The organism is Lysobacter dokdonensis DS-58, assembly GCF_000770795.1.
Lineage (GTDB): Bacteria > Pseudomonadota > Gammaproteobacteria > Xanthomonadales > Xanthomonadaceae > Noviluteimonas > Noviluteimonas dokdonensis.
The window spans coordinates 229475-253176 of record NZ_JRKJ01000008.1 but is presented as its reverse complement, the minus strand read 5'-3'; the positions used below and the strand labels follow the sequence as shown (position 1 = coordinate 253176).

At 68.0% G+C, this 23702-nt stretch carries 27 protein-coding genes, 1 tRNA gene and 1 pseudogene; 13 read left to right on the top strand and 16 right to left on the bottom strand.

Annotated elements, in window-relative coordinates:
- Positions 1-6: 6 nt before the first annotated feature.
- From LF41_RS08395 to LF41_RS08380, 4 genes are all read right to left on the bottom strand, one after another.
- Positions 7-432 carry a hypothetical protein gene (locus LF41_RS08395; protein WP_036168451.1) on the bottom strand — a complete coding sequence of 142 codons (426 nt, stop codon included), beginning with the start codon at positions 430-432 and terminating at the stop codon, positions 7-9.
- A 97-nt stretch (positions 433-529) separates the two neighbouring features.
- Positions 530-1246, bottom strand: coding sequence for a copper resistance protein B (locus tag LF41_RS08390; protein ID WP_084073473.1), 717 nt, complete (start codon positions 1244-1246; stop codon positions 530-532).
- Positions 1243-3000 (bottom strand): copper resistance system multicopper oxidase, encoded by a 1758-nt coding sequence (locus tag LF41_RS08385; protein ID WP_036168448.1) that lies wholly within the window; start codon positions 2998-3000, stop codon positions 1243-1245. Before LF41_RS08385 ends, LF41_RS08390 begins: the two co-directional genes overlap by 4 nt.
- A gap of 93 nt (positions 3001-3093) precedes the next feature.
- A complete protein-coding gene (locus LF41_RS08380; RefSeq protein WP_036168442.1) occupies positions 3094-3891 on the bottom strand; it encodes an OmpA family protein in 798 nt (265 codons plus the stop codon).
- Between the two features lie 159 nt (positions 3892-4050).
- Between LF41_RS08380 and LF41_RS08375 the strand changes: the two genes are divergently transcribed.
- Positions 4051-4449, top strand: a complete 399-nt coding sequence (locus LF41_RS08375) for a low affinity iron permease family protein (protein ID WP_036168438.1) — start codon at positions 4051-4053, stop codon at positions 4447-4449.
- A gap of 114 nt (positions 4450-4563) precedes the next feature.
- The gene (locus tag LF41_RS08370; RefSeq protein ID WP_152599953.1) at positions 4564-4794 is read left to right on the top strand and encodes a hypothetical protein; all 231 of its coding nucleotides are present in this window, start codon (positions 4564-4566) and stop codon (positions 4792-4794) included.
- On the opposite strand, the gene LF41_RS08365 is transcribed toward LF41_RS08370, so the two are convergent.
- From LF41_RS08365 to LF41_RS17370, 3 genes and pseudogenes are all read right to left on the bottom strand, one after another.
- A complete protein-coding gene (locus LF41_RS08365) occupies positions 4767-5168 on the bottom strand; it encodes a hypothetical protein (protein WP_152599952.1) in 402 nt (133 codons plus the stop codon). The genes LF41_RS08370 and LF41_RS08365 overlap by 28 nt on opposite strands.
- 36 nt (positions 5169-5204) lie before the next feature.
- A complete protein-coding gene (locus tag LF41_RS17125; RefSeq protein ID WP_272913782.1) occupies positions 5205-5990 on the bottom strand; it encodes an NAD(P)H-dependent flavin oxidoreductase in 786 nt (261 codons plus the stop codon).
- 35 nt (positions 5991-6025) lie between these two features.
- Positions 6026-6199: pseudogene (locus LF41_RS17370) on the bottom strand (nitronate monooxygenase); the annotation flags it as partial.
- Between the two features lie 74 nt (positions 6200-6273).
- Here LF41_RS17370 and LF41_RS08355 point away from each other — a divergent pair.
- Positions 6274-7461: a BaiN/RdsA family NAD(P)/FAD-dependent oxidoreductase gene (locus LF41_RS08355; protein ID WP_036168431.1), complete on the top strand. Its 1188-nt coding sequence runs from the start codon at positions 6274-6276 to the stop codon at positions 7459-7461.
- An 18-nt stretch (positions 7462-7479) separates the two neighbouring features.
- Here LF41_RS08355 and LF41_RS08350 read toward each other — a convergent pair.
- A tRNA-Ser gene (locus LF41_RS08350) sits at positions 7480-7569 on the bottom strand.
- 107 nt (positions 7570-7676) lie between these two features.
- On the opposite strand from LF41_RS08350, the gene LF41_RS08345 reads away from it, so the two are divergent.
- Entirely contained in the window at positions 7677-8453 is a 777-nt protein-coding gene (locus LF41_RS08345; protein WP_036168429.1) for a hypothetical protein, read from the top strand.
- 123 nt (positions 8454-8576) lie between these two features.
- Entirely contained in the window at positions 8577-8816 is a 240-nt protein-coding gene (locus LF41_RS08340) for a hypothetical protein (protein WP_036168427.1), read from the top strand.
- Between the two features lie 9 nt (positions 8817-8825).
- Here LF41_RS08340 and LF41_RS08335 read toward each other — a convergent pair whose 3' ends face one another.
- Complete coding sequence (locus LF41_RS08335; RefSeq protein ID WP_036168425.1) at positions 8826-9830, bottom strand: LysR family transcriptional regulator; 1005 nt, start codon at positions 9828-9830, stop codon at positions 8826-8828.
- Between the two features lie 127 nt (positions 9831-9957).
- On the opposite strand from LF41_RS08335, the gene LF41_RS08330 reads away from it, so the two are divergent.
- Positions 9958-10539 (top strand): FMN-dependent NADH-azoreductase, encoded by a 582-nt coding sequence (locus tag LF41_RS08330; protein WP_036168423.1) that lies wholly within the window; start codon positions 9958-9960, stop codon positions 10537-10539.
- A 3-nt stretch (positions 10540-10542) separates the two neighbouring features.
- Here LF41_RS08330 and serS read toward each other — a convergent pair whose 3' ends face one another.
- Positions 10543-11832 (bottom strand): serine--tRNA ligase, encoded by a 1290-nt coding sequence (gene serS, locus LF41_RS08325; protein ID WP_036168421.1) that lies wholly within the window; start codon positions 11830-11832, stop codon positions 10543-10545.
- Positions 11833-11929: 97 nt separating this feature from the next.
- Here serS and LF41_RS08320 point away from each other — a divergent pair, with 97 nt between their 5' ends.
- A complete protein-coding gene (locus LF41_RS08320; protein ID WP_036168419.1) occupies positions 11930-12547 on the top strand; it encodes an energy transducer TonB in 618 nt (205 codons plus the stop codon).
- A 3-nt stretch (positions 12548-12550) separates the two neighbouring features.
- On the opposite strand, the gene aroA is transcribed toward LF41_RS08320, so the two are convergent.
- From aroA to serC, 4 genes are read right to left on the bottom strand one after another with little or no spacing between them, the layout of a single operon-like run.
- The gene (gene aroA / locus LF41_RS08315; RefSeq protein WP_036168418.1) at positions 12551-13867 is read right to left on the bottom strand and encodes a 3-phosphoshikimate 1-carboxyvinyltransferase; all 1317 of its coding nucleotides are present in this window, start codon (positions 13865-13867) and stop codon (positions 12551-12553) included.
- Complete coding sequence (hisC, locus tag LF41_RS08310) at positions 13864-14967, bottom strand: histidinol-phosphate transaminase (protein WP_036168416.1); 1104 nt, start codon at positions 14965-14967, stop codon at positions 13864-13866. Before hisC ends, aroA begins: the two co-directional genes overlap by 4 nt.
- Positions 14964-16070 (bottom strand): prephenate dehydratase, encoded by a 1107-nt coding sequence (gene pheA, locus LF41_RS08305; protein WP_084073468.1) that lies wholly within the window; start codon positions 16068-16070, stop codon positions 14964-14966. The genes hisC and pheA overlap by 4 nt, the downstream gene beginning before the upstream one ends.
- Positions 16063-17148, bottom strand: a complete 1086-nt coding sequence (gene serC, locus LF41_RS08300; RefSeq protein ID WP_036168412.1) for a 3-phosphoserine/phosphohydroxythreonine transaminase — start codon at positions 17146-17148, stop codon at positions 16063-16065. The genes pheA and serC overlap by 8 nt, the downstream gene beginning before the upstream one ends.
- Positions 17149-17275: 127 nt before the next feature.
- Here serC and msrP point away from each other — a divergent pair, with 127 nt between their 5' ends.
- Both msrP and LF41_RS08290 read left to right on the top strand, forming a co-directional pair.
- A complete protein-coding gene (gene msrP / locus LF41_RS08295) occupies positions 17276-18247 on the top strand; it encodes a protein-methionine-sulfoxide reductase catalytic subunit MsrP (protein WP_036168411.1) in 972 nt (323 codons plus the stop codon).
- Positions 18238-18849 (top strand): protein-methionine-sulfoxide reductase heme-binding subunit MsrQ, encoded by a 612-nt coding sequence (locus tag LF41_RS08290; RefSeq protein WP_036168408.1) that lies wholly within the window; start codon positions 18238-18240, stop codon positions 18847-18849. Before msrP ends, LF41_RS08290 begins: the two co-directional genes overlap by 10 nt.
- Here the strand turns inward: LF41_RS08290 and LF41_RS08285 are convergent.
- Complete coding sequence (locus LF41_RS08285) at positions 18815-19681, bottom strand: FHA domain-containing protein (protein ID WP_084073466.1); 867 nt, start codon at positions 19679-19681, stop codon at positions 18815-18817. The genes LF41_RS08290 and LF41_RS08285 overlap by 35 nt on opposite strands.
- On the opposite strand from LF41_RS08285, the gene LF41_RS08280 reads away from it, so the two are divergent.
- Entirely contained in the window at positions 19680-19955 is a 276-nt protein-coding gene (locus LF41_RS08280) for a polyhydroxyalkanoic acid system family protein (RefSeq protein WP_036168406.1), read from the top strand. The two genes, LF41_RS08285 and LF41_RS08280, sit on opposite strands and share 2 nt — an antisense overlap.
- Before the next feature lie 4 nt (positions 19956-19959).
- On the opposite strand, the gene LF41_RS08275 is transcribed toward LF41_RS08280, so the two are convergent.
- Positions 19960-20676, bottom strand: a complete 717-nt coding sequence (locus LF41_RS08275) for a DUF8198 family protein (protein WP_036168405.1) — start codon at positions 20674-20676, stop codon at positions 19960-19962.
- A 50-nt stretch (positions 20677-20726) separates the two neighbouring features.
- Here LF41_RS08275 and LF41_RS08270 point away from each other — a divergent pair, with 50 nt between their 5' ends.
- The 3 genes from LF41_RS08270 (at position 20727) to LF41_RS08260 (ending at position 23702) form a co-directional block, all read left to right on the top strand.
- Positions 20727-21959: a patatin-like phospholipase family protein gene (locus LF41_RS08270; RefSeq protein WP_036168403.1), complete on the top strand. Its 1233-nt coding sequence runs from the start codon at positions 20727-20729 to the stop codon at positions 21957-21959.
- 74 nt (positions 21960-22033) lie between these two features.
- Entirely contained in the window at positions 22034-22567 is a 534-nt protein-coding gene (locus tag LF41_RS08265; protein WP_036168402.1) for a phasin family protein, read from the top strand.
- A 154-nt stretch (positions 22568-22721) separates the two neighbouring features.
- On the top strand, positions 22722-23702 hold the full coding sequence (locus LF41_RS08260; protein ID WP_036168401.1) for a restriction endonuclease: 981 nt from the start codon (positions 22722-22724) through the stop codon (positions 23700-23702).

Sequence of the window (23702 nt, the reverse complement as noted above, 5' to 3'; positions counted from 1 at the left end):
CGCGGGTCAACGCGCGTAGAGATCGATCTGCACGTTTTCCGCGGTGTTGGCAGCGACCTGCACGGTGAACCGGCGCTCGCCGTGCTTGGCACGGACGAAGACGACGTTCTTCTTGTTGTTGGTTTCGAAGTCCTTCACGCCGAGGATCTCGCGGAACTGCTGGCGCGTCTCCAGCGCGAGGCTGTTTTCGGTCTGCCCCAGTTCGACGGGGATCGCGATTTCCGTCGGCGCGTCCTGGTCGTTCTGCCAGACGAGGAAGCGGATCTGCCCGTCGGACTTCGCCGTGCGGTCGAACGCGATCTGCCAGCTCTTCGCGGTGTCGCCGGGGCGCTTGGCGGCGGTGTCCGCAGGGGCTTGCGCGGCGGACTGCGCGATCGCACCGCCGCACGCCAGGGCAAGCACGATGGAGAACAAAACGTGGGACGTGCGCATGTCCGACCTCCTGGGGACCTGCCGCCACAATGCGGCCGGTGGCGCCAGCCAGCCACCGCAATTCCACGCGCCATCGCCCCAGTAGAAATACTGGCCGTCAGAACCACGCCCGGATGCCGAACACCACGCGCGTGTCGCTGGCGCCCTCGCCCGCCGCGCGGCGGAAGTCCGCAGTGGCACCATGCGCACGCTCGTAAACGACACCGACATAGGGCGCGAACTGGCGATGTACTTCGTAGCGCAAGCGCAGCCCGGCCTCGAGGGTGGACAGCCCCGCACCGATCCCGCGCCGCGGGTCGTCCTTGCCGCACAGGTTCGCTTCGACCAGGGGCTGCAGGATCAGGCGATTGGTCAGCAGCACGTCGTATTCGGCTTCGATGCGCGCAGCGGTGCGGCCGCCGCCGCCAAGATACGCGGTGGCCTCGACCTCGAACTTGTAGGGCGCCACGCCGGTCACGCCGATCGCCGCCCAATCCTGCGACGCGCCCGGTTTGAAATCGTGGCGCACGCCGGCGACGAGATCCCACCAACGCGCGACGGGACGGCCATAGAGCGCCTCGAGGCCGGCCTTCTCCGTGCGCCCGTCGACACGCTCGCCTTCCGAGCGCAGCCAGACCTTGTCGGTGTCCGTGCCGATCCACGCCTGCGCTTCCCATTCCAGGCCGGCGCCGTGGTCGGCGTCGAAGCCTTCGAGGCGGTTGAGCAACACGTACGACTGCACGGTGTCGTCGTGCGCCGTTTCCGCATGCGCGTGGTGCTGCGCGTATGCATTGCCGGAGGCCAGCAATGCGGCGGCGACCGCGAGCGCCCTCATGCCTCAACCCGCACTTCGCGCATCATCCCCGCTTCCATGTGGAACAGCAGGTGGCAGTGGTACGCCCACGCGCCCATCGCATCGGCGGTGACGCGATAACCGCGGCGCGTGCCGGGCGGCATGTCGAGCGTGTGCTTGCGCACCATGAACGCGCCGTCGGCGTCCTCCAGGTCGCTCCACATGCCATGCAGGTGGATCGGGTGCGTCATCATCGTGTCGTTCACCAGCACGATGCGCAGCCGCTCGCCGTAATTGAATCGCAGCGGCTCCGCCTGCGAAAACTTCTTCCCGTCGAAGCCCCACACGAAGCGCTCCATGTGGCCCGTCAGGTGCAATTCGATCTCGCGCCCGGGATCGCGCCCGTCGGGGTCGTCGAACAAGCTGCGCAACTGACCGTAGGCGAGCACCGTGCGGCCGTTGTCGCGCAGGCCGATGCCGGGGTCGTCGAGACGCGGCGTCGGGGAGGTCGCCTGCATATCGACGAAGGGGTTGTGGGTTTCGCTGGCCGGATGCGGCTGGGACTGCGGCATCGCGTGGCCCATCGCGGCATGGTCCATCGCGCCGTGGTCCATGCCGGCCATGTCCTGCGACATCGCACCGCCATGCCCCATGTCCGCCATCGTCAGGATCGCGCGCGGGTCCACGGAGGGCACGGGCGCACGCAAGCCGTCACGCACGGCGAGCGTGCCGCTGACGAATCCCGTGCGCCCCATGTCCTGCGCGAAAATGGTGAACGCGTCCTGCCCCGCCGGTTCGACGATCACATCGAACGTCTCCGCCGCGGCGATCCGGAATTCATCGACCGTCACCGGGTGCACGTACTGCCCGTCCGCCGCCACGACGGTCATCTTCAATCCGGGAATGCGCACGTCGAAGTACGTCATCGACGAGCCGTTGATGAAACGCAGCCGCACCTTCTCGCCGTGGCGGAACACGCCCGTCCAGTTGGCGAGCGAGGTCGCACCGTTCATCAAGTACGTGTAGGTGTGCGCATTGACGTCCGACAAATCCGTCGGCGTCATGCGCATCGCGCCCCACATGCGGCGGTCTTCCAGCGTCTTCGACCAACCGTCGCGCCTGGCATCGCGCAGGAAGTCACCGACCGTGCGCTTCCCGTAGTTGTCGTGGCCCGGCATCTTCTTCAGGCGCGAGAACAGCGCCGAGGGATCGAGGTCCGTCCAGTCGGTCAGCATCACCACGTGTTCGCGATCCCACGCAAACGGCTCGGGCGCGAGCGGGTCGATGATCAACGGCCCGTACAAGCCCGCTTGCTCCTGGAACCCCGAGTGGCTGTGATACCAGTACGTGCCGCCCTGGCGCACGTCGAAGCGATAGTCGTAGGCCTCGCCATTGCCGATGCCGCCGAAGCTGATGCCCGGCACGCCGTCCATGTCCGCGGGCAACACGATGCCGTGCCAGTGGATCGACGTGCGATCGCCGTGGATCGAGCCCTTCGGCAACGCATTGCGCACGCGCAGATGGACCGTGGTGCCCTCTTTCCAGCGCAGCAGCGGCGCGGGAATGGACCCGTTGACGGCGACCGCGGTGCGCGTGCGCCCGGTGAAGTCCACCGGTATCTCACCGATGGCCAGGTCGAACTGCGTGCCACTCAGCGTGGCCTGCCGCATCGCGCCGACGGACGCACGCGACGGCCACGCGCCGAGCCCGGCGCACGCGCCGACGGCCGCGAGGCCTTGCACGAACCTGCGCCGCGCCGGATGCGCGGGCGTGTCGGGGAATCGATCGGAAGACATCGCGCGCAGGGTAACGCATGCCTCCCGCGCACAGCGAAGCCCCGCGCTGCACGGGGCTTCGATGCAGAACGATCGCCGCTGCTTCGCGAAGTGTTACTTCGCCGAGCCGGCGACGCCCTTGTCGACCACGAGCTTCACGACGACCTTGCGGGCATTGGCATTGCTGCCCGAGCCCGCGTCCGGCGCAACGCCCATGCCGTCGCCGGCGGTGACGCGACCCGGCTGCAGTCCGCCCTGGCGCTGCAGGAAGTTCGCGACCGCTTCGGCGCGGCGCTTGCTCAGGCGTTCATTCGCGGCGGCATCACCGGTGGAATCGGTGAAGCCCTGCATGACGACGGCGTAGTTCTGGATTTCCTTCGCCTTCGTCGCCAGCGACATCAGGTCGGCCTTGCCCTTCTCCGAAAGCGACGTGCTGCCCGAGGCGAACATCACTTCGGCCGTCTGCACGGCTTCGTACTTGCCGAAGTCGTCCATGCGCTTGCCCATCGCATCGACCTTCGTCGAGGTGGGCGCGACACCCGCCTGCACCTGTTGTGCGGTGCGCATGTCGTCGCTGCGGAAGGAAATCGCGGTGGCCTGCAACTGGTCGCCCTGCGCGACGAGGTCGGCCACGATCGGCAACCCCGCGATCAGTGCGCTGCGTTGCATGCGTTCGAAGCGGACGGCGGCCAGGCCTTCCTTCTTCTTGATTTCGGTCGCGTCGGTCAGCGTGATCTTGTGATCGACGTTGTTGCCGTCGCGCACGGTGACGGTGTCGCCGTCGATCGCGGTGATCAGGCCCTTGACCGTCGACTTGTCGCCGTCGGCGGCGAAGACCATTGGCGCGAAAGCGAACAGTGCGACCAGGCCGGCGATCCACAGTGTGTGTTTCGAAACGTTCCAGCGAGCCATGAGGGGTCCCTCCACGGACGAATGGCGGTCCGCAAAGGCTCGCGCCGCGCCCGCGCGGCCGCAATTGACCGTTGGGCCAACGCCGGGCTCATCCGTACGCACCCCTTGTTCACCGGCCGTGGCACAGGCTCGCCGCCATCCAGCAAAGGAGGCGCGGTCATGTCCGCCAGGAGCAAGCTGTTCACCCGTTTCGCGAAGAAGGCCGCCCATTTCACCGGCACGCCTGCATGCTTCGTCATCGCACTGGGCGTCATCGTCGCGTGGGCGCTCACCGGCCCGCTGTTCCAGTTCAACGACACCTGGCAACTGGTGATCAACACCAGCACGACCATCGTGACGTTCCTGATGGTGTTCCTGATCCAGAACACGCAGAACCGCGACACCGAGGCGATGCAGATCAAGCTCGACGAGTTGTTGCGCTCGCATCGTTCGGCGAGCAACGCGTTGCTCGATCTCGAAGAACTGGAAGAAGACGAGCTCGATACGTTGCGCAAGCACTACGAAGCGCTCGCCGAAAAGAGCCGCAGTCGCCGAAAGGGCCCGCGCCGCGACACGTGACGGGGGCCGTCACATCGCCCCGCGCCGGGGGCGTATAACCAAGGTGCACAGCGGTAAGTGAATGGTTTCCGCTGACCTTGGGCCTCCGTGCAGCTCGAACGGCAGGCCGATCACATGAAACTCCCGAACCAGCGGGAGTACGCGCACGACGCGCACTCCACCACGCAGCGCCTCGAAACGGCGATCGCGGAAAACCGCAGCTTGCGCGACAGCATGGGCGCATGGGGCCCGCGGTTGCGTGCGAGCCTCGCCGCGTATCACCAGGCAGTACGGCGGTTCCAGCACCCGATGGATGGACTGACGCTTCCGCCGCGCGTTCAGCCCAAGGCGGACGGCGCAGACTGATCGCGCGTCGGCGCGATGCCGACCAGCCAATCGATGGCTTCACGCTCCACGAAGAATCCGCGGACTTCGATGCCGCGCACGGCGCCGCCGATCTGCCCGGGAAAAAGCGCCGACTGCGGTGCGTTCAACGGTGCGATGCGCGTGTGGTCCGGCCACGGCGCGACGATCATGCGCGCGAGGTAGTCCGCACGCGCGGTCTGCCCTTCCTCGAACACGCGCGCGTTGGAGAAATCCACGAGGAGTTGGTGGCAGCCCGCCTGCGCCATGAGGCTGGCCGCGGACTGGATGGCTTCGGTGCGTTCGCCGAAACCGACTTCGCCAAAATACGTGACGCGGACCATCTGTCCGCCGCTCCGCTCGATCCTGTGGCCCATTTCGAGGGCCCTTGGTCCCGGAACTGTGCGCACATCCTACGGCAGTTGGGCGCTCAGGACATCCATCAATGCCCCCGTGGACATCCTGCGCGCCAGCGGCGCCCCCTGCCCCGCCCATTGCGCGCCGTAGCCCGCCTGGCCCGCGGCTTGCGCGGCCTTGGCCAGCGCCTTGCCCGCGTCGTAGGCGATCGGATAGTCGGGGATGGCGGTGTCGGGCACATCGGCGCCGATGCGCGTGAAGTCGTTCGCCAGGCACCGCGCCGGGCGGCCCGAAATCGCGCGCGTCATGACGGTGTGGTGCGCCGCCTCGGAGTGCAGGCGCGCGCGGTAGCCCGCGTCCGCCAACGACTCGTCGGTATCGATGAATGCGGTGCCGAGCTGCGCCGCGCATGCGCCGAGCGACAACGCCGCGCGGATGCCGGCGCCGTCCATGATCCCGCCGGCTGCGATGACGGGCAGCCCGACCGCGTCCACGAGGCTGCGCACCAGCGCCATCGTGCCGAGGCATCCGTCATGCGCGTCCGGATCGAAGACGCCGCGATGCCCGCCGGCTTCGAAACCCTGCGCGACGATGGCATCCAGGCCCGCGGCTTCGATCATGCGTGCTTCGGGCAGGCTAGTCGCTGTCGCGATCAGCACGATGCCGGCGGCGTGCAGTGCATCGCGCTGCGCTTGCGTCGGCAAACCGAAGTGAAAGCTGACGACTTCCGGGCGCACGTCGACGAGCGTGGCGAGCGTCGCGTCGTCGACAAGGAACGAGGTGTAGATCTCGCGCAACGTGTTTGGCGGGCTGCAATCGAAACGCCGGAACTCCGGCGCCATTCGCGCACACCACGCCGCTTCCTTCGCGGCATCCGCGCGCGCGGGCCATGCACGAAGACATTGACGTTGAGCGGCCCGCAATGGAGCGCGCGCGTCGCGCCGATCGCTTCGCGCGCCTGCGTCGCCGTCATCGCACCGACGCCCAACGCTCCCAGTCCACCGGCGGCCGACACCGCCGCGGCCATCGCCGGCGACGACACCCCCGCCATCGGGGATTGGAAGATGGGGACGCGCAGGCCGAGTCGGGCGAGCAAAGCCGAGGACATTTTGGCACTGTAGCCCAATGTCCCATTTCGACACCCTCATCGTCGGCGGCGGCGCTGCCGGCCTGCTGTGCGCGATCACCGCCGGACGCCGCGGCAAGCGCGTGCTGGTGGTCGAACACGCCAATCGTTGCGGCAAGAAGATCCTGATGTCGGGCGGCGGCCGCTGCAATTTCACAAACATCCACGCCACGCCCGCCAATTACCTGTCGGCCAACCCGCACTTCTGCAAGTCGGCGCTGGCGCGTTACACGCCGTACCACTTCATCGAGATGGTCGAGCGCCACGGCATCGCCTATCACGAGAAGGAGCTTGGCCAGTTGTTCTGCGACGACTCGTCGAAGCAGATCGTCAAGATGCTGCTCGACGAATGCAGCGCTGCCTCCGTGCGCGTGGAAACCAGTTGCAGCATCGAACGCGTCAGCCACGGCGAGAGCGACGAAGACCGGTTCCGCCTGCACACCACGCGCGGGAGTTTCTCCGCGCCTTCGCTGGTCGTGGCGAGCGGCGGATTGTCGATTCCCAGCATGGGCGCGACGGGGTTCGGCTACGAACTCGCGCGTCAGTTCGGGCACGCGGTGTTGCCCACGCGCGCCGGCCTCGTGCCGCTGACGCTCAGCGGCAAGCACCAGGAACCGTTCGCCGACCTCAGCGGTGTCGCGTTGCCGGTGACGGCACGATGCAACGGCACGAGCTTCAGCAACTATTTCCTGATCACGCACCGCGGCATCAGTGGTCCATCGATCCTGCAGATCTCGTCCTTCTGGCAACCCGGCGACGACTTGCGCCTCGATCTGTTGCCCGGCCGCGACGCACTGGAGGCGTTGCAGCAATGGCAACGCGACCGCCCCGCGGCGGAACTCAAGACCGTGCTCGGCGACGTGCTGCCGAAACGCTTCGCGCAGCGATTGTGCGAACACTGGCTGCCCAATCGCCCGATGAAACAATTCAACGGCCCGCAACTGCGCGAGATCGCGCAGGTGATCGGTGACTTCGCACTCGTCGCCAGCGGCACCGAAGGCTACCGCACCGCCGAAGTCACCCTCGGCGGCGTCGACGCCGACGAACTCTCCTCCAGCACCATGCAATCCAAGCGCATGCCCGGCCTGTATTTCATCGGCGAAGTCGTCGACGTCACGGGCTGGCTCGGCGGCTACAACTTCCAGTGGGCCTGGGCGTCGGGGAATGCGGCGGGGAATGCGGTGTGACGCGCGCGGAAGCGGTGATGGCGGAGGGAGTGGGATTCGAACCCACGGTTGTCTTTCGACAACGCCGGTTTTCAAGACCGGTGCCTTAAACCGCTCGGCCATCCCTCCATCGGGTCGACACTTTACCGGGTGGCGGTGCGGGCGGCCAAATGGCCCATGTCCGGTGCGCGGTCCGTTCTTCGGGGGACACGCGCAGCGTCAAGGGGAGCGCCGCCATGTCCACCGAGTCGCCCGTGCCGTTGCTGTGGACCGGGGGGTGGGATTCGACGTACCGATTGCTCGTGTTGTTGCTCGAACTCGAACGGTCCGTCGAGCCCTGGTACCTGTACGACGCGCAGCGCGCTTCGGCGTCGATGGAAGTGCGCGCGATGGATCGCATGCGTGCGTGGCTCGCCGAGCACCATCCGGCAACGCGTGCGCGATTGTTGCCGACGCGCGTCGTGCGCCTGGACGAGGTGCAACCCGACCCCGTCATCGAGGCGGCGTTCGCGCAGGTCCTGCGTGTGCGCGGCATCGGCGATCAGTACGCATTCCTCGCGCGGTTCGCGAAGCAGTTCGATGTGCAGGGTGTCGAGTTGTCGCTGGAAAAGACCATCCACGGCGCGCATGGCGTCATGCACGAATTCGTCGGCCGGGCGCGCGACGCGCATGGCCTGGACACTTATCGCGTGGAGGACGCGCACCTTCGCACTCCGATCGGCACGATCTTCGGCGGGTTTTCGTTACCACTGTTCAACACCGACAAACTCGAAACGCTCGCGCACGTGCGTGAAAGCGGCTGGAACGACGTCATGGCGATGACATGGTTCTGTCATTCGCCCACGCGCGACGGACGTCCCTGCGGGTTCTGCAATCCCTGCCAGTACGCGATCCAGGATGGCTTCGCATGGCGCATCCCGCAGCGGCGCCGTGCGTTGTCGGCGCTCTTCGGCAAGACGCTCCAACCGCTGCGGGGCAAGACTCGGCAGTGGCTGCGTCGGCTGCGCGCGTGACGTCATGTTCGTGAAACAGGACAACGGGCCACCGGCATTTGCTCACCGTGTCGGGGGATTCGCAAAGCTCATGTTCATTGGCGAAATGCACGGCCACTCTCAACCTCGACAAGGCCGATTGCCATGACGTCGAACCTGCTCAACGTGTATCGCTGCTATCAGGGGCATTACCTGCTGCAACGCGGTCCGGTCATCGACGCGCTGCGGGGCTCGCAAGTGAACTGGCTCGGCGTGCTGGAGCCCGATCTGCTCGACCCCACCCTGCGGCGACGCGTCGAGCATGAGCTGCAATCACGCGCGTTCGCGTTGCTGACGGCGGCCCAGTTCTACGATCCGAACCGCGGCCGCCAGCTCAGCCATTGACGCGCAGGTTCAGCGCGGCGCAGCCGCCGTCGCCCCGGCCGGCTTGCGCCGGTCGACCTGCGGGATCGGGTGCTTCTCCCCGCCCGGGCAGTTGCGGCAATGCAGGCGCGACTCCTCGATCAGCACGGGCATGCGCTCGGCGAGGAAATCGATCATGGCGCGCACGGCTGGCAGCAAGCCGCGACGCGATGCGAACACCAAGTGCGCGATGCCCTGCGGCAGGCGCCATTCGGGCAACACGACTTCGAGCTCGCCATTGCGGATCGCATCGGCGCAGACGGTTTCCGGCAGCATCGTGATGCCGATGCCCTGCCGCGCGAGCGCCATCAACATCGGGAAATCGAAGCCCGCCAGGCGCGGCTTGAGTTCGACGCGGCGCGTTTCGCCGGCCGCGTCCTGCAGGTCCCAACGCTGGCGCGCCTCGTCCTCGTTCATGCTGAGCGTGACGTGGTCCTTCAGCTCGTCGGGGTCCTTCGGGCGACCCATGCGATTGAGATAGCCGGGACTGGCCACCAGCAATTCCTGGATCTGCCCGAACGTGCGCATCACCAGGCTGCCGTCGTCGTCGAGCTTGTTGCGCACGCGCATGGCGAGGTCGAAGCCTTCGTTGATGACGTCCACGCGGCGATTGCTCACGTGCAGTTGAACGCGCACCTGCGGGTACTTGGCGAGGAACTCGGGCATCAGGCGCGGAATCATTTCCTGCGCGAAGCTCACCGGCACGCTGAGGCGGATGGTGCCGCGCGGCTCGGAGCTGAGGCGGTCGACCACCTCGCGTGCGGCCTTGGCTTCTTCCAGCATGGTCTGCGCGTGGCGATGCACGGCGCTGCCGACGTCGGTGACGGCGAAGCGGCGCGTCGAACGCTGCAGCAGGCGGACACCCAGTTCGTTCTCGAGCGCGCTGATGCGCCGGCTCAAGCGCGACTTCGGAATGCCCAGCGCGCGCTCGGCGGCGGCGAAACCGCCGTTGTCGACCACCGCGGAGAAGTAATAGAGATCATTGAGGTCCTGCATGACCGCCTCCGGACTGTTGCCACGATTGCAACGATGCGTGGCATTTGACCATCTTTATCCCACCAATGCAACGGCCTACAGTTCCCCCCAACGCAGCAACCCCGCTGCACGGATCTGAGGATCGGCCATGAAACTCCTGCATCTCGACACCAGCGCCCTCGGCGCCAACTCCGTCACCCGCGAGCTGAGTGCGGCGATTGTCGCGCGTTGGCAGGCGGCCGTGCCGGGCCTGACCGTCGACTATCGCGACCTGGACGCCAACCCGCTGCCCCACCTCACCGGGCCGGTGCTGACGGGCGTGGATACGGCCGCCAAGGCCGAGGGCGACGCGATCATGGACCAGTTCCTGGCCACCGACGTCATCGTGATCGGCGCCCCGATGTACAACTTCGGCGTGCCGTCCACGCTGAAGGCCTGGATCGACCGCGTCGCGGTGGCGGGCAAGACGTTCCGCTACACCGAGAACGGCCCGGAAGGCCTGGCGACCGGCAAGCGCATGATCGTGGCCAGCGGCCGCGGCGGCGTCTACGGCGACAGCAGCCCGGCGGATTTCCAGGAAGCCTACCTGCGCCAGGTGTTCGGGTTCCTCGGCGTCACCGACATCGAGTTCGTGCGTGCCGAAGGCGTGGCGTATTCCGACCAGCATCGCGTCGATGCGTTGAAGTCGGCGCACGCGTCGATTGCCGAGCGCGTGCTGGAAGCCGCGTAAGCGTCAGCCGATGACTTCGGCGCCACCCATGTAAGGACGCAACACCGACGGCACCGCGATGGTGCCGTCGGCGTTTTGATAGTTCTCCATCACCGCGATCAAAGCGCGGCCAACGGCGACACCCGAGCCGTTGAGCGTATGCACCGGTTCGGGCTTGCCCGTCGCCGGATTGCGCCAGCGGGCCTGCATGCGGCGCGCCTGGAAGGCGTCGCAGTTGGAGCACGACGAGATTTCGCGGTAGGTGTCCTGCGAGGGCAGCCAGACTTCCAGATCGAAGGTCTTCGCCGCGCCGAACCCCATGTCGCCCGTGCACAGCAGGACGCGGCGATACGGCAGGCCGAGTTTTTCCAGCACGACTTCGGCCGAGCGCGTCATGCGCTCGTGTTCGTCGGCCGATTCGGACGGGCGCGCGATCGACACCAGTTCAACCTTCTCGAACTGATGCTGGCGGATCATGCCGCGCGTATCGCGGCCATGGCTGCCGGCTTCGGCGCGGAAGCACATCGAATGCGCGGTCATGCGCAGCGGCATGCGCGCGTCGTCGACGATCACGTCGCGCACGATGTTGGTCAGCGGCACTTCGGAGGTCGGGATCAGGTAGCGCCTGCTGCCCGGTTCGTCGCCGCCGATGGCGGTGGCGAACAGGTCGTCCTCGAACTTCGGCAACTGCCCCGTGCCGCGCATCGAGTCCGCGTTGACGAGCAACGGCACGTTGGTTTCTTCGTAGCCGTGTTCGTTGGTGTGCAGGTCGACCATGAACTGCGCGAGCGCGCGATGCAGCCGCGCGAGCTGGCCGCGCAGCACGGTGAAGCGCGCGCCGCTGAGTTTCGCGGCGGTTTCGGCATCCAGCCACCCGTTGCGCTCGCCGAGCTGCACGTGGTCCTTCACTTCGAAGTCGAACGCGCGCGGCGTGCCCCAGCGATGTTGCTCGACGTTGCCGGCCTCGTCGTCGCCTTGCGGCACGTCGTCGTAGGGAATGTTGGGGATGCCGAGCGCGATCGCGTCGAGCTCGCCGCGGAGGCGTTCGAGTTCGACTTCCGAGGCCTTGAGTTCCTCGCCGAACGAGGCGACTTCCGCCATCAGCGCCGCGACGTCCTCGCCCTTCGCCTTGGCCTGCCCGATCGCCTTGCTGCGCGTGTTGCGCAGGTTCTGCAATTCCTGCGTGCGCACCTGCAGGCGCTTGCGGTCGGCTTCCAGCGATTCGATGGCCGCCACCGGCAGTTCGAAACCGCGGGTCGAAAGCTTGGCCGCGAGTTCGGCGGTCTGGGTGCGCAACAGGTGGGGGTCGAGCATGGGGCCACGGGGGATTCGATACGGAGGCTGAATTATGAAGGGATCGCCGGCCGCTTGCCGACCGGCGGTACAGCGGGCCCGTGACAGAATCGGGCGCATGTCGACTCATCCGTCTTCGTTCGGCGCCCATTTGCGCGCATGGCGTCCCTCGGGCCGCGGCCTGGCGATGATCGCCGCCGCCATCCTTGCGGGCCTGGTGTTGTTCCTGGTCGTGTGGTCGGGCCAGCGCTCGACATCGCCGGCGCCGGTCCGCGCCACGGCCGATCGCCCCGATTTCGCACCCCTGCCCGCCCCCATGGCGGGCGGCGCCGACGGCGCGAGCGGCCTGGAGGAACCCGACGAAGAGGCGCTCGCCGAGCGCCCGCGTCTCGAAGACGCCCCGCGTCGCGAAGCGCCCGTCGCAGCAGCGCCGGCCGCCCCGCCGCCGGCCGCCGCGCCCGCGGTGTCCGACGCCAGCCCCATCCCGATTTCGAAACCCGCCCCGCGTTATCCGCAACGCGCGTTGCGCATGCGCGAAACCGGCACGGTGCGCGTGCTCGTGAGCGTGGGCGCCGACGGCGTGCCCACCAACGTCAGCATCGAGAGCAGCAGCCAGTCGCGCGACCTGGATCGCGCGGCACTGGAAGCGGTGCGCAAGTGGCGCTTCAGTCCGGCGCAACGCGGCGGCCAGGCGGTCGCCGGCGAAGTCGTCGTGCCGATCGAATTCAAGCTGTAGCGCTCAATCCGCGCGCAGTGCGAAGCCGGCGCTGCGCGCCAGCTGGTCGAATGCCGGGAACGAGGTGGCGACATTCGCCGTGTCGCAGATCTGCACTTCGCCCGAACTCACCTGCCCCGCGATCGCGAAGGCCATCGCCACGCGATGATCGCCGTGCGACACCACGTGGCCGCCATGCAGCGCGCCACCGTGGATGGTCGCGCCGTCTTCGGTCTCTTCCACCGCGATCCCCATCGAACGCAGGCCGCACGACATCGTCGCGATGCGGTCGGATTCCTTGACGCGCAGTTCCGCCGCGCCGCGCACGCGCGTGGCGCCCGATGCGCACGCCGCGGCGACGAACAACGCCGGGAACTCGTCGATCATGTCCGGCACCGCATCCACGGGCACGTCGATGCCATGCAGCGGCGCGTGGCGCACATGCAGGTCCGCGACCGCTTCGCCGCCTTGCTCGCCCATCGCTTCGATGTCGACATGCGCGCCCATCGCGCGCAGCACGCGCAGCAGGCCGGTGCGGCGTGGATTCATGCCCACGCCGCGCAACACGATGTCGGAACCGGGAATCACGGACGCGGCGACCAGGAAGAACGCGGCCGACGAGAAATCCGCGGGCACCGACACGTCGGTCGCGCGCAGGCGATGGCCGCCGCGCAGGCGCGCGACGCCCGGCGAGAACTCGATCGGCCAGCCGAAGGCGCGCAACATGCGCTCGGTGTAATCGCGCGTCGGGTGCGGCTCGCGCACCTCGGTGTCGCCCTTCGCATACAGACCGGCGAGCAGCACGGCGGACTTCACCTGCGCGCTCGCGATCTCCGACGAATACGAAATGCCGCGCAGCGCCTGCGCGCCGGCGATCTTCAGCGGCGGGAACCCGTCGTGCGCCGCGATCGACGCGCCCATCCGCGCAAGCGGATCCAGCACGCGCCGCATCGGCCGGCGCGACAACGAACCGTCGCCGGTCAACACGCTGTCGAAGCGCTGCCCCGACAGCAAGCCCGCAAGCAGGCGCATGCCGGTGCCGGCGTTGCCGCAATCCAGCGCGCTCGACGCCGCCTGCAAGCCATCGATCCCCACGCCGTGCACGACGCGCGTGCTCGCCTCCGGCACTTCGATGCGCACGCCCATGCGTTCGAAGATCGCCGCGGTCGCGCGCGTGTCTTCGCCTTCGAGGAAACCTTCGATGCGCGAGGTGCCGTCGGCGAGCGCCGCGAGCATGATCGCGCGATGCGACACCGACTTGTCGCCGGGCACCTGCAGTTCGCCGCGCAACGGGCCGCCGGCGGAGGCGAACCAATCTTCGCGCGGGGTGGCGTTGGTCATGCGAGGTGGTCCAGTGCGTCGAGGAATCGACGGTTTTCGTCGCGGTCGCCGATGGTGATGCGCAGGCACTCGGGCAACCCGTAGCCGCCCATCGGGCGCGGGATGACGCCGCGTTCGAGCAGGCCCGCTTCGATGGCGCCCGCCCGCGCGCCGAATTCGACGAGCAGGAAGTTGGTCTGCGATGGATGCACGAACCAACCGCGCGTCGCCAGCGCATCGGCCAGGCGCGTGCGCTCTTCGGCGTTGCGCGCCAAACCCCATTGCAGATGTTCGCCATCGCCAAGCGCGGCTTCGGCCGCCGCCAGGCCCATGTGGTTGACGTTGAAGCTTTCGCGCACGCGCTCCATCACGGCGATCAACGCCGGATGCGCGACGGCGAAACCGATGCGCAACCCGGCCAGCGCATAGGCCTTGCTGAAGGTGCGGGTGACGATCAGTCCGGGATGCGATGCGAGCAACGACAGCGCCGACTCACCACTCTCGACGAACTCGGCGTAGGCCTCGTCGACGACGACCAGCACGTTCGGCGGAATCCGTTCCAGGAAACGCGACAGCGCGGCGATGCCCAAGTGCGTCCCGGTCGGGTTGTTCGGATTGGCGAGGAACACCAGCTTCGTGCGCGGGCCGACCGCATCGGCGATCGCATCGAGATCGTGGCCGCGCGGCATCGTCGCGTGGTCGCGCGGCAGTGCGGGCGCCACGCGCAAGGCCGCGCCCGCCGCCTGCGTTGCGATCGCATACACGGCGAACCCGAATTGCGACGCGACCACTTCATCGCCCGCGCCGGCGAACACCTGTGCGAGTTGCATCAGCAGTTCGTGGGAGCCATTGCCGAGGATCAACTGTTCGAGGCCAACCCCGTGCTTCGCGGCGAGCGCCCGCTTGAGGTCGCCCCCCAGCGGATCGGGATAGCGATGCATCGCGTGCAGTTGATCGAGCACCGCCGCACGCGCCGCAGGCGACGGGCCCCAAGGATTCTCGTTCGACCCCAGCTCGACGAGCGAGGGCCCCACGCGACGCCGCCACGCGACCAGGTCGTGCCCCGGATCGTACGCACGCAGGCCTTGCAGCGCCGGCACGCAGAGCCCGTCGAAATTCACGGCACCGCCACCGGATACGACCCGAGCACGGTGACGTCCTCCGCGAAGTCGGCCAGGTCCTCCAGCACGTCCTTCAATGGCGCTTCGTCCACGTGGCCGCCGACGTCGATGAAGAACGCGTACTGCCACAACCCCGTGTGCGCGGGGCGCGACTCGATTCGGTTCATGCTGACGCCGCGGCGCGACAAGGGTTCGAGCACGCGGAACAGCGCGCCCGGCTGGTCGCGGACGAACACCATCAGCGAGGTGCGGTCGTTGCCCGAGGGCGGGAACATGTTGCGGCCGATGACGAGGAAGCGCGTGGTGTTGTCGGGGCGGTCCTCGATGGGGCCGGCGACGATCTTCAGGCCATAAACGTGCGCCGCGTTCTCGCCGGCGATGGCCGCCGCATCGTCCGCGTTGCGCGCGCGTCGGGCGGCTTCGGCGTTGCTCGCCACCGGCAGCTTTTCCGCATTCGGTGCATGCTGGCGCAACCACGAACGGCATTGGGCGAGCGACAGCGGGTGCGAATACACGCGCTCGATGTCTTCGATGTGGCCCGTGCGCGACAGCAGATATTGGTGCACGCGCAGTTCGACTTCGCCGCAGATCTTCAGCGGCGAGGTGAGGAACAGGTCGAGCGTCGACTGGATCGTGCCCTGCCCCGAGTTCTCCACCGGCACCACGCCGAAATCCGCGTGGCCCGCCGCGACTTCATCGAACACCTCTTCGACGCTCGCCAGCGGCAAGCCCTTCGCCGAGTGCCCGAAATGCTTCTGCACCGCCTGCTGCGAAAACGTGCCTTCCGGCCCGAGATAACCGATCTTCAACGGCTCCTGCTGCGCCAGGCACGCCGACATGATTTCGCGGAACAGGCGCACCAGGACGTCGTCGGCCAGCGGGCCGTCGTTGCGGTCCACGACACCGCGCAACACCATCGCTTCGCGCTCGGGGCGGTAGTAATCGACCGCCGCCGCGAGCTTGCCCTTCGCCTTGCCCACTTGCCGCGCGAACTGCGCGCGCTCGGCGATCAGCGCCTGGATCTTGCGGTCGATGCCGTCGATCTGCTCGCGGACTTTCGCCAGGTCCAGCGGCGCTGCGTCGTGGGGCGTGTTGTCAGCCATTTCGGGTCGCGAAGTCCTGCATGAAATCCGCCAGCGCCTGCACGCCGGCCTCCGGCATGGCGTTGTAGATCGACGCGCGCATGCCACCCACCGCACGATGTCCCTTCAATGCCAGCAATCCGGCCGCCTTCGATTCGGCGAGGAACGCCTTTTCCAATGCTTCGTCGCGCAGGAAGAACGGCACGTTCATGCGCGAGCGCACCGCCGGCTGCACCTCGTTGCGGTAGAAACCGCCGGAGCCGTCGATGGCCGAATACAGCAGCGCGGCCTTGCGCGCGTTGCGACGAGCGAACTCGGCCACGCCGCCTTCGTCGAGCATCCATTGCACGTTGAGGCCCAGCATGTACCAGTTCCACGTCGGCGGCGTGTTGAGCATCGACTCCGCCTTGAGCTGCGAGCGATAGTCGAAGATGTCGGCGCGCGGCTGGCCGGCGCGTTCCAGCAGGTCGCGGCGCACGATGGCGACGCTGATGCCCACCGGCCCGAGGTTCTTCTGCGCGCCGGCATAGACGATGCCGAACTTCGAGATATCCAGCGGCTCGCTCGCGATCGAGGAACTGAAGTCGGCGATCAACGGGATGTCGCCGGTGTCGGGGATGTCGCGGAACTCGACGCCGTGGATGGTCTCGTTCGCCGTGATGTGCACGTAGGCCGAATCGGCCGCGAATTGCCAGGTGTCGCGGGCGGGGATCGAGCGGTAATTGTCGGCTTCGCTGGTGGCGGCCACGTGCGTGGCGATCACCGGCTGCGCCTGCTTCATCGCCGTCTTGCCCCAGTGGCCGGTGATGACGTAGTCGGCCGGTTGGCCGGGGGCTGCGAAGTTCAGCGGGATGAGCGCCTGCTGCGTGGTGGCGCCGCCCTGGGTGAACAGCACCGCGTAATCGGTGGGCACCGACAGTAGCGTGCGCAGTGCGCTTTCGGCAGCGGCGGCCACTTCCATGAATTCCGGGCCGCGATGGCTGATTTCGACGATCGACGCACCCGCATCGCGCCATTCCAGCATTTCCGATTGCGCCGTGCGCAGCACCGGTTCGGGGAGCGTGGCGGGACCGGCACTGAAGTTCCAGGCGCGTGGCATCGAAGACTCGTCGCTATGTGGGTTGCCGGCAGTATGCAACACCGAAATTCGAGCGGACACTCGGCCATTCGCATCCGCTCGACGCTTTCAGGCGTAACTGATTCCATCGACCCCGAGGAAGCCGGCCATGTCCCTGCGCGATGCCCTGCGCATTCCAGCGTCCGAAATCACCGACGAAGCGGTGTACGCCGACCGCCGCCGGCTGCTCGCCGCCTTCGCCGCGACGCCCGCGCTCGCGCTGGCCGGTTGCAGCGAAGCCGCGCCGCCGCCTCCACCCTCGAAAGTCGCGATCACGCCCGAGCAGGCGAAGTCGGGCTTCCGCACCACCGAGGAGCTGACGCGTTACGAAGACGTGACCTCGTACAACAACTTCTACGAGTTCGGCAGCGGCAAGGCCGACCCGTCGCAGGCGCGCAAGACGCTGCGCACCAGGCCGTGGCGCGTGATCGTGGATGGGCAATGCGAAAAGCCCGGTACGGTGTCCTTCGATGATCTGCTGAAGGGACTCAAGCCCGAAGAGCGAGTGTACCGGCTGCGATGCGTCGAAGGCTGGTCGATGGTGATCCCGTGGCTGGGCGTGCCGCTCGCCTCCGTGCTCAAGCGCTTCCAGCCGACGTCGAAGGCGAAATACGTCGCCTTCGTCACCCTCGGCGACCCCGCGCAGATGCCGGGCATCCGTTCGCCGATCCTCGATTGGCCGTATCGCGAGGGCCTGCGCATCGATGAAGCCATGAACCCGCTGGCTTTGCTCGCCACCGGCCTGTACGGCAAACCGTTGCCGCAGCAGAACGGCGCGCCGTTGCGGCTGGTCGTGCCGTGGAAGTACGGGTTCAAGAGCATCAAGTCGATCGTGCGCATCGAGTTCGTCGAGAAGATGCCGGAGACCGCGTGGCATGCCATGCAGCCCGACGAGTACGGGTTCTTCTCCAACGTCAATCCGGCGGTCGACCATCCGCGCTGGAGCCAGAAGACCGAGCGCCGCATCGCGGGCACGGCGAGCAAGCTGTTCGCCGACCGAATTCCGACCAAGCCCTTCAACGGCTACGGACCGCAGGTCGCGTCGATGTACGCGGGGATGGATCTCAGGAAGTGGTTTTGAAGGCGGTCGCGATCGCCAAGGGCGTCGTGCATGCACTCGCCCTGCTGCCCGCGGTGTGGATCGGCCTGAAGATCCGCGAAGTCGCGCTCACCGGCAACGGCCTGGGCGCGGACCCCGTCGCCGAGATCGAACATTTCCTCGGCCTGTGGGCGCTGCGCTTCCTGATGCTGGCGCTGGCGATCACGCCGTTGCGGCAGCTGACCAACCAGACGGTGCTCATCCGCTTCCGCCGGATGCTCGGGCTGTACGCGTTCTTCTACGCGACCCTGCACTTCAGCGCGTACCTGGTGCTCGACTTGCGCGGCTACTGGACGACGATCTTCGCCGAGATCGCCAAGCGCCCGTACATCACGGTCGGGTTCACCGCATGGCTGCTGCTGGTGCCGCTGGCGATCACCTCGACGAAGGGCTGGATCAAGCGCCTGGGCCGCAACTGGGCGCGCCTGCACAAGCTCGTGTATGCGATCGGCGTGCTCGCCGTGCTGCACTTCTGGTGGCTGGTGAAGTCCGACATCCGTGAGCCGGCGTTGTACGCGGCCATCCTCGCGGTGTTGCTCGGTTGGCGCGCTATCCGGGCGTACCGAACAGCAAGATCGCGCTGAGCGCGGCCGCCAGCAGTACGGCGGCGAGCAGCAGCCACGGCAGGCGGCGTGCGTTGCGCGCCGGGCGCGGGGAGCGCAGCGGCGCGTCGGAATGTTCGAGGTCGATGTCGTCGGGCAACGGCGGGGCCATCGCATCGTGCACCAGCGACGGGCGCCCCGGTGATTCAACGACGAAACGATGGTGCGCGTCGAACACGATCTGGTCGCCCGTGCGCAGCACCGCTTCGCGCGCTGGCTCGCCGTTGACCTGGCTGGGCTCGGCGCCGTTGATGCCGCGCAGCACGACTTGGCCCTGCTGCACGTCGATGCGCGCATGGCGTTCGGGGAAGGCGGGGTCGTCGATGCGGATGTCGCATTCCACGCCGCGGCCCACCAGGCGCGGCCGGTCCAGCGTGAAGCTGCGCCCGTGGTACTGGCCGCCGACGCCGCGCAACAGCACGCGCGCATCACCGCCCTCGCCGCCCGGCGCGGGCAACGGGTCGCGTTCGCGCGGCACCCCGAGCAGCAGCGCCTGCCGGCCGTCGATGTAGATCGCATCGCCGATGCGCAACATCGCCATGTGCTTCACCGGGCGGCCGTTGACATGGACGGTGCGTGCGCCGTCCGTGAGCTTGAGCCACGTGCCGCGGCGGTCGACGCACAACTGCGCGAGCATGCGTCCGCCCTCGGGCACGAGCGCGAGCGCGCCATCGGCCGAGCGGCCGATGCCGTGCAGCCCCGGGCCGATGCCGGCGTCGGGCTGGTTGGAATCGGGAAAGCGCAATCGCAAGGTATCCACCGCGCGGCAATCTAGCAGACAATGCAGGAAAGTCCGCAGGCCCAACGCACCCATGTCGAAAATCGATATCCGCCACCCGCATTCCCAGCCGATGGCCAAGGCGCGCAAGTCGCTCGAGGAAGTCGCGGCCAAGCTCGATGAACGCTTCGACATGCAGTCGCGCTGGGAAGGCGACACGCTGCACTTCACCCGCTCCGGCGTGGACGGGCACATCGCGCTGGAAAAGGACGCGCTGCACGTCACCGCGCAGCTCGGGTTCATGCTGTCGATGATGAAGGGGCAGATCGAAGAGCAGATCCGCCGCGTGCTCGACGAAAAGTTCGCCTGACCGGCTAAACGCCGAACGGGTCGGCCGCGCCGGCCCGCAACCGCGTCGCGATCTCCCGCTCGCCGCGCTGGATTTCCGCGAGGAACGCATCGGCATCGCCGAGCTGTTTGAATGCGGCCACGCCGCGTTCGAGGAACCCCTGCAACTCCGACAGCCCCGCCGCATGCGCCGGGCCGCGCGAGAGCTTGAGCAATGGCGTGATCCCCGGCATGCGCAACGCGCCGCCCAGGCCGAGGCCGACATCGCGGATCAGGTCGATCTGCCGGTCCCGCAGGCGCGGCAGGCCCACGTGCCGATAGGCGTCCGAATAGCGCGCATCGTCCAGGCGCCGCCCGTTGGGCGAGATCGCACCGAGCGCCTGTGCCATCCGCAGATCCAGCGCATGGGTCAGCGCGCCGAGCGCGATACCGTCGCCCACGGTCGAGAGCAAGGCGCTGGGCAGCAGGCGCTGCATCGTGGGCAACACGCGGGCGATGTCGGCGTCGCGCCGGGTGAAGTCGTGGTCGCCGTAGACATCGGTCAGGAAGAAACGCGCGGCGGCGGCGCGGCGCGGGTCGTCGAGGAAGCGCCGGAAGCTGCGCTCCAGCCGCGCGGCCTGCCAGCGCCGCACCTCCGGCAGCCAGCGCAGCCCGTTGCGCGGCTCGCGCGCCGGGTCGTGCAACGCCTGGTGGCACGCCAAGCGGCGCTGCAGGCGGTGGACGAGGTCGGCGTGGCGCGACATCCGGGAAGCATAAGAGCTTTTTTCACGGCGGCCGCCGCTACACTCGCCCGATGCTTTCCCTCCATACGGCGCGCGACCGCCCTTCGCTTCCCCGCCCTCCCAAGATCGGCCTGGCCGTCGCGGGCGGCGGCCCCATCGGCGGCATGTACGAACTCGGCGCCCTGCGCGCGATGGACGAGGCCATCGACGGCCTCGACCTGACGCGCCTGGATTGCTACGTCGGCGTGAGCTCCGGCGCATTCCTCGCCGCGGGCCTGGCCAACCGCATGGACACGGCCGAGATGTGCCGGATCTTCATCACCGGCGACAGCGACGACGTGCAGTTCCGCCCGGAAACCTTCCTGCGCCCGGCCTTCATCGAGTACATGCGCCGCGCCGCCGGTGCGCCGAAGCTGGCGATGGAGTGGTGGCGCGACATCGTGTTCCGTCGCGGCGATTCGCGCTGGTCGGACGCGATCAACCGCTTCGGCGGCCTGGTGCCGACGGGCTTCTTCGACAGCACGGAAATCGAGCGCTTCCTGCGCGAGGTGTTCACGCGCCGCGGCCGCAGCAACGATTTCCGCGAACTGGCCGCGCCGCTGTACGTCGTGGCGGTCGAGCTCGACAGCGGCAAGGCCGTGCGTTTCGGCGACACCGATTGGGACGACATCCCGATCTCGCGCGCGGTGCAGGCCAGCGCCGCGTTACCGGGCCTGTATGCACCGGTCGAAGTGCGCGGACGGCATTTCGTCGACGGCGCGCTGCGCCGCACGATGCACGCCTCGCTGCTGCTGGAGAAAGGCGTCGACCTGCTGATCGGCATCAATCCGCTGGTGCCCTTCGACGCCAACGTCGCGCGCCGCGCGCCCGACGGTATCGATTCGCGGCTCTCGGAAGGCGGCCTGCCCGTCGTGCTCTCGCAGACCTTCCGCACGCTGCTGCAATCGCGCATGCAGGTCGGCCTGCAGCGTTACGCGCAGACCTATCCGAACATCGACCAGCTCGTCTTCGAACCCAACAGCGACGACGGCGAGTTGTTCTTCACCAACGTCTTCTCCTTCGCCGCGCGACGCCGCGTGTGCGAGCTGGCCTACCGCAACACGCTCGACGACCTGCGCGCGCGTGCGGCCGAACTCGAACCCGTGCTCCGGGCCCACGGCCTGTCGCTGCGCGAGGAGGTCGTCAACGATGCGACCCGCTCGATCGTCGACGGCCTCCCGAAGCGCCCGCGCGCCACGGAAACCACCGCGCGCCTGCGCCGGGCGCTGGACGAGGTGGACCATTTCATCGCGACGCAACGCTGAGCCCGCCACCTTGGTGTGAATGCTCTAGCGTTGCGCTGGAATCTGGGTCGCAATCCCGCAAAGGACGCCACACCATGGCCAAGCTGAAGAAGACCGCCGCCAAGAAGACCGCCCGCAAGTCGGCCGCCGCCAGCGCCTCGCAACAGGCGCAGGCCGAACGGCTCACGAAGTCCCTCAGCGAATCGGCGCAGCAGATCTGGCTCGCCGGCGTCGGCGCCTTCGGGCGCGCGCAGGTCGAAGGCACGCGCCTGTTCGAAGGCCTGGTCAAGGAAGGGCTGAACCTGGAGCAGACCGCGCGCAAGCTCGCGGGCAATCGCGCCGATGTCGTGCGCGACGCCGTCGAGAACCGCGTCGGCCAGGCGCGCGAACGCGCCGCCGACACCTGGGATCGCCTCGAGAAGGTGTTCGAAGATCGCGTCCAGCGCGCACTGATCAAGCTCGGCGTGCCCAATCGCGAAGACCTCGGCGCGCTGGCCGATCGCGTCGATGCGCTCACTGCCGAGCTTCGCCGCGTCTCTCCGCGCCGTACCACCACCTCCGCCGCGCCCGCCCGGGCGCCGGCCAAGCACGCGCGCAAGAAGGCGACCAAGAAGCAAGCCGTCGTCTGACCCGCAACCCGCTACGCCCGCCAGTCCAACGCGTTTCCGTCGCTCCCCTCCCCTGACGGTTTCGGACTGGCGGGCTTTTTTTACACCTGTGTTACACGGCGTACAGCGGCCGCTGGCGTAAGATGCGCCGCCCCCCGCCGTTCGCAGACCCTGCATGCCTTCAGCGACATCGATCGTCGTCGCCATCGTCGTCATCGCGCTCATCGGCGCGCTCGGCACGATTTACTTCTGGACGATCCGCCGCCGCCAGGACGAAGCCCTCAACGGCGTGCGCGCGCTCTCGGCGATGCGCTGGCGTGAGTTCTCGCACTTCGTGATCGATGCGATGCGGCACCGCGGCTACGACGTGCTCACGCCCGACGATGAAGCCGATCGCGGCCAGCAGACAGAATTCCTGCTCACGCGCAACGGCGAACGCGCCCTGCTGGGCTGCAAGCACGGCTCGGCGTACAAGTTGTCGAAGCAATCGGTGTCCGAATTCGTCGCCGCCATGAAGTTCCAGGCCGCGCGCAGCGGGCTGCTCGTCACCCCCGGCTCGGTCGACCCCGACGCCCGCAAGGCCGCCGAAGAGGCGCGCGTCGAACTCATCGATGGCGGCGCGTTGTGGCCCGAAGTGGCGCCCCTGCTCCCACAGAGCCTGGCCGAGGACGTGCGCAAGGACGCCAGCAAGCGGGCGCGCATGTTCGTGTGGATCTCGTGGGCTGCGGCGCTGGTGATCGGCGTCGCGGTCGGTTCGACCTTCGGTGGCAACGAGGTGCCTCTCCCCCAGGTCGCCTCGCCGATGCGCGCCACCCCGGCCGCGGCCGCGCCCGAACTCGCGAAAGCCGATGCCGCGGCGCCCACCGCACCGCAGCAACCGGCGAGCGCGGCGGCGATGCCGATGACCTCCGAGGAAGAAGACCTGCAGCGCGCCGAAGTCGTGCGCCGCGTGTCCTCGCTGCCGGGCGTCTACCGCGCGAACTGGTCGACGAAGTCCACGCTGCAGGTGCAGGTCGACGAAACCTCCACCGAGCGTTTCGACGCCGTCTGCACCGTGCTGACGCGCTACGCGACGCTGCGCACCGCCCGCGTGTACCTCGAACCGCCCGAACACAGCGAGCAGGCGCCGCGCTTCAAGCAGTGCGCGACGCTCTAA

Excerpts from the sequence above, each read along its gene's own strand:
- LF41_RS08395 (WP_036168451.1), bottom strand. The coding sequence starts at position 432 with ATGCGCACGTCCCACGTTTTGTTCTCCATCGTGCTTGCCCTGGCGTGC.
- LF41_RS08390 (WP_084073473.1), bottom strand. The coding sequence starts at position 1,246 with ATGAGGGCGCTCGCGGTCGCCGCCGCATTGCTGGCCTCCGGCAATGCA.
- LF41_RS08385 (WP_036168448.1), bottom strand. The coding sequence starts at position 3,000 with ATGTCTTCCGATCGATTCCCCGACACGCCCGCGCATCCGGCGCGGCGC.
- LF41_RS08380 (WP_036168442.1), bottom strand. The coding sequence starts at position 3,891 with ATGGCTCGCTGGAACGTTTCGAAACACACACTGTGGATCGCCGGCCTG.
- LF41_RS08375 (WP_036168438.1), top strand. The coding sequence starts at position 4,051 with ATGTCCGCCAGGAGCAAGCTGTTCACCCGTTTCGCGAAGAAGGCCGCC.
- LF41_RS08370 (WP_152599953.1), top strand. The coding sequence starts at position 4,564 with ATGAAACTCCCGAACCAGCGGGAGTACGCGCACGACGCGCACTCCACC.
- LF41_RS08365 (WP_152599952.1), bottom strand. The coding sequence starts at position 5,168 with ATGGGCCACAGGATCGAGCGGAGCGGCGGACAGATGGTCCGCGTCACG.
- LF41_RS17125 (WP_272913782.1), bottom strand. The coding sequence starts at position 5,990 with ATGGCGCCGGAGTTCCGGCGTTTCGATTGCAGCCCGCCAAACACGTTG.
- LF41_RS08355 (WP_036168431.1), top strand. The coding sequence starts at position 6,274 with ATGTCCCATTTCGACACCCTCATCGTCGGCGGCGGCGCTGCCGGCCTG.
- LF41_RS08345 (WP_036168429.1), top strand. The coding sequence starts at position 7,677 with ATGTCCACCGAGTCGCCCGTGCCGTTGCTGTGGACCGGGGGGTGGGAT.
- LF41_RS08340 (WP_036168427.1), top strand. The coding sequence starts at position 8,577 with ATGACGTCGAACCTGCTCAACGTGTATCGCTGCTATCAGGGGCATTAC.
- LF41_RS08335 (WP_036168425.1), bottom strand. The coding sequence starts at position 9,830 with ATGCAGGACCTCAATGATCTCTATTACTTCTCCGCGGTGGTCGACAAC.
- LF41_RS08330 (WP_036168423.1), top strand. The coding sequence starts at position 9,958 with ATGAAACTCCTGCATCTCGACACCAGCGCCCTCGGCGCCAACTCCGTC.
- serS (WP_036168421.1), bottom strand. The coding sequence starts at position 11,832 with ATGCTCGACCCCCACCTGTTGCGCACCCAGACCGCCGAACTCGCGGCC.
- LF41_RS08320 (WP_036168419.1), top strand. The coding sequence starts at position 11,930 with ATGTCGACTCATCCGTCTTCGTTCGGCGCCCATTTGCGCGCATGGCGT.
- aroA (WP_036168418.1), bottom strand. The coding sequence starts at position 13,867 with ATGACCAACGCCACCCCGCGCGAAGATTGGTTCGCCTCCGCCGGCGGC.
- pheA (WP_084073468.1), bottom strand. The coding sequence starts at position 16,070 with ATGGCTGACAACACGCCCCACGACGCAGCGCCGCTGGACCTGGCGAAA.
- serC (WP_036168412.1), bottom strand. The coding sequence starts at position 17,148 with ATGCCACGCGCCTGGAACTTCAGTGCCGGTCCCGCCACGCTCCCCGAA.
- msrP (WP_036168411.1), top strand. The coding sequence starts at position 17,276 with ATGTCCCTGCGCGATGCCCTGCGCATTCCAGCGTCCGAAATCACCGAC.
- LF41_RS08280 (WP_036168406.1), top strand. The coding sequence starts at position 19,680 with ATGTCGAAAATCGATATCCGCCACCCGCATTCCCAGCCGATGGCCAAG.
- LF41_RS08285 (WP_084073466.1), bottom strand. The coding sequence starts at position 19,681 with ATGGGTGCGTTGGGCCTGCGGACTTTCCTGCATTGTCTGCTAGATTGC.
- LF41_RS08275 (WP_036168405.1), bottom strand. The coding sequence starts at position 20,676 with ATGTCGCGCCACGCCGACCTCGTCCACCGCCTGCAGCGCCGCTTGGCG.
- LF41_RS08270 (WP_036168403.1), top strand. The coding sequence starts at position 20,727 with ATGCTTTCCCTCCATACGGCGCGCGACCGCCCTTCGCTTCCCCGCCCT.
- LF41_RS08265 (WP_036168402.1), top strand. The coding sequence starts at position 22,034 with ATGGCCAAGCTGAAGAAGACCGCCGCCAAGAAGACCGCCCGCAAGTCG.
- LF41_RS08260 (WP_036168401.1), top strand. The coding sequence starts at position 22,722 with ATGCCTTCAGCGACATCGATCGTCGTCGCCATCGTCGTCATCGCGCTC.